The 2,279-nt window shown below is 30.0% G+C and carries 2 protein-coding genes and 1 pseudogene; 2 read left to right on the top strand and 1 reads right to left on the bottom strand.

Annotation, left to right across the window (positions count from 1 at the left end; genetic code table 11):
• Positions 1-588: 588 nt before the first annotated feature.
• Positions 589-810, top strand: a pseudogene (locus BLR15_RS14350) (aminotransferase class III-fold pyridoxal phosphate-dependent enzyme); the annotation flags it as partial.
• A gap of 103 nt (positions 811-913) precedes the next feature.
• Positions 914-1,903 carry a biotin synthase BioB gene (gene bioB / locus BLR15_RS13715; RefSeq protein ID WP_092988355.1) on the top strand — a complete coding sequence of 330 codons (990 nt, stop codon included), beginning with the start codon at positions 914-916 and terminating at the stop codon, positions 1,901-1,903.
• Between the two features lie 214 nt (positions 1,904-2,117).
• Here the strand turns inward: bioB and BLR15_RS14500 are convergent, their stop codons facing one another.
• Positions 2,118-2,219, bottom strand: coding sequence for an Hsp20 family protein (locus BLR15_RS14500; protein ID WP_176754179.1), 102 nt, complete (start codon positions 2,217-2,219; stop codon positions 2,118-2,120).
• Positions 2,220-2,279 lie beyond the last annotated feature (60 nt).

Raw genomic sequence — 2,279 nt, 5'->3', positions numbered from 1 at the left:
ATGCTAGCAAGTTAAGCGAACACTGACATGATAAATTAGTGGTTAGCTATATTTTTTACTTTGCAACAGAACCCGCTATCATAATGACTCATTCTTTTCGTACCAAATCACTCAAGTTTATCTTTTTAATTAAAAGATGTTACGATACGTGATCAAAAGAACGTAAGAGTAACTTTATTTAGCTGTTTACAGCAAATAAACGTATAGAAAATGTACTGCTAAGAAGAACATTAGATATACCTTACTACCTTTAGAAAATTCAATTTTTAACTTTAAGTTAGTAAATTATTATTCATTAATTTAAAATTTGTCTAAAATCATCAACAGTATATATAAAGTATATTTTCCCTTCTTGGTCATACCATTATTTAAACGTAGGGTTAAATGCAAACCAGAAGTCTGACGATAACTTCAAGAGTTTCTAGAAAGTGTTTTGAAATATTAGTAATTAAGGCCTCTCTTTTTTAGATAAATGTCAGATTTATTTTTGTATTTAATGACACTGCTTCATCTCAAATGTAAACATTTTTATTTTTTTAGTTTACATTAAGGGCTCTTAGTTTTATTATCAGTACTAATACAGATATAGGAAAGAGTGGTGAAATGTTTGTTTGTAATCATGAAAATGTGCGCCAGATATCATGTGTCTAGGTAAGACGATTACGGGGGGATTTACCTTTAGCTGCTACTTTAAATTCTCAAAAGATTTATAAAACATTTTCAAGCGATAATCATGGTGTTAATGCATTTTTTCATAGCTATACTTACACCGGTAACCAAATAGTATGTTCCATTGCTTTAGAAATTATTGTTACTTTTGTTCCAATTTTAAGCATATTAAATAAAGAAATTTAAAAAATGGTTAATATTTTTGAAAAAGCACTACACAATATATTAGATAAGGATGATTAGTATGAATTTAGCTGAAAAAATTTTAAAAGGAGAAATCTTAACTAAAGAGAGGTTATTGAAAATATATGAAAATCCTAATATAGATACATTAGATTTATTGAACGAAGCCTACATATTAAGAAAACATTATTATGGGAAAAAAGTAAAATTAAATATGATCTTAAATGCTAAGAGTGGTATATGTCCGGAAAACTGTGGTTATTGCGGTCAATCTAGAGATATGAAACAAAAGCAAAGATACGCTCTAGTGCCAGAAGAACAAATTGTTAGCGGAGCCAAAGTAGCTCACGAGAATAACATAGGTACATATTGCATTGTCATGAGCGGCCGAGGACCTAGTAACAAGGAAATTGATCATATAAGTAGAACAGTAGAAGAAATTAAATCAAACCATCCTCAACTGAAAATATGTGCGTGCCTTGGTTTAACTAATGATGAACAAGCTAAGAAGCTCAAATCATCTGGCGTTGATAGATATAACCATAATATAAATACGAGCGAAAACTATCATGAAGAAGTTGTAACTACCCATACTTATAAGGACAGAACAAATACTATAGAAATTATGAAAGAAAACAATATTTCACCATGTTCTGGTGTGATTTGTGGGATGGGAGAATCAAATCAAGATATCATAGATATGGCTTTTGCCTTAAAAGAAATAGATGCAGATAGTATTCCTATTAATTTTTTACATCCTATTAAAGGTACAAAGTTTGGAGAAATGGATGAATTGACACCCATGAAGTGCTTGCGACTTATATCTCTTTTTAGGATTGTCAATCCATCTAAAGAAATTAGAATTGCTGGCGGTAGAGAAGTTAATTTGCGTTCACTACAACCTTTGGCCTTAAAGGCAGCAAATTCAATATTTGTAGGAGACTACTTAATTACTGGAGGACAGCCTAATAAATTAGATTATAAGATGATAGAAGATTTGGGATTTGAAATCGACTTTGGATATAATGAGCTGAAAGAAAGAGTAGAATAACCTTACAAAGTGATTTTAAAAATTACAAGAAGAAGGTTTATATAGAGAGATTAAATCTATTGAATCCATTCATGGTAAAGATATACCTGTAGATGGGAAAATGATATTAATTTCGCCTCCAATGATTAGCGATACAAGAAGAAACTCGTTTTCAACTCGTTTCTTAAAGCCTTAAAAAAGAGATGTGAAAATATTTTCACATCTCTTTTTTATATCAATTGATATCTATTACTTTTCTTTGACTATTTTCTGTTTTTGGTAAATCTACAGATAAAATACCATCTTCAAATTTAGCCTCAATATGGTTCTGTTGCAAAGTAAAAAATATAGCTAACCACTAATTTATCATGTCAGTGTTCGCTTAACTTGCTAGCAT

Origin of the sequence: Lacicoccus qingdaonensis (genome assembly GCF_900101075.1) — a bacterium.
Classification (GTDB): Bacteria; Bacillota; Bacilli; order Staphylococcales; family Salinicoccaceae; genus Lacicoccus; species Lacicoccus qingdaonensis.
The sequence above is the reverse complement of the archived record's forward strand: the minus strand, read 5'-3'. Positions and strand labels throughout refer to the sequence as shown.

Coding starts and splice junctions, on each gene's coding strand:
- bioB (WP_092988355.1), top strand. CDS start 914: ATGAATTTAGCTGAAAAAATTTTAAAAGGAGAAATCTTAACTAAAGAG.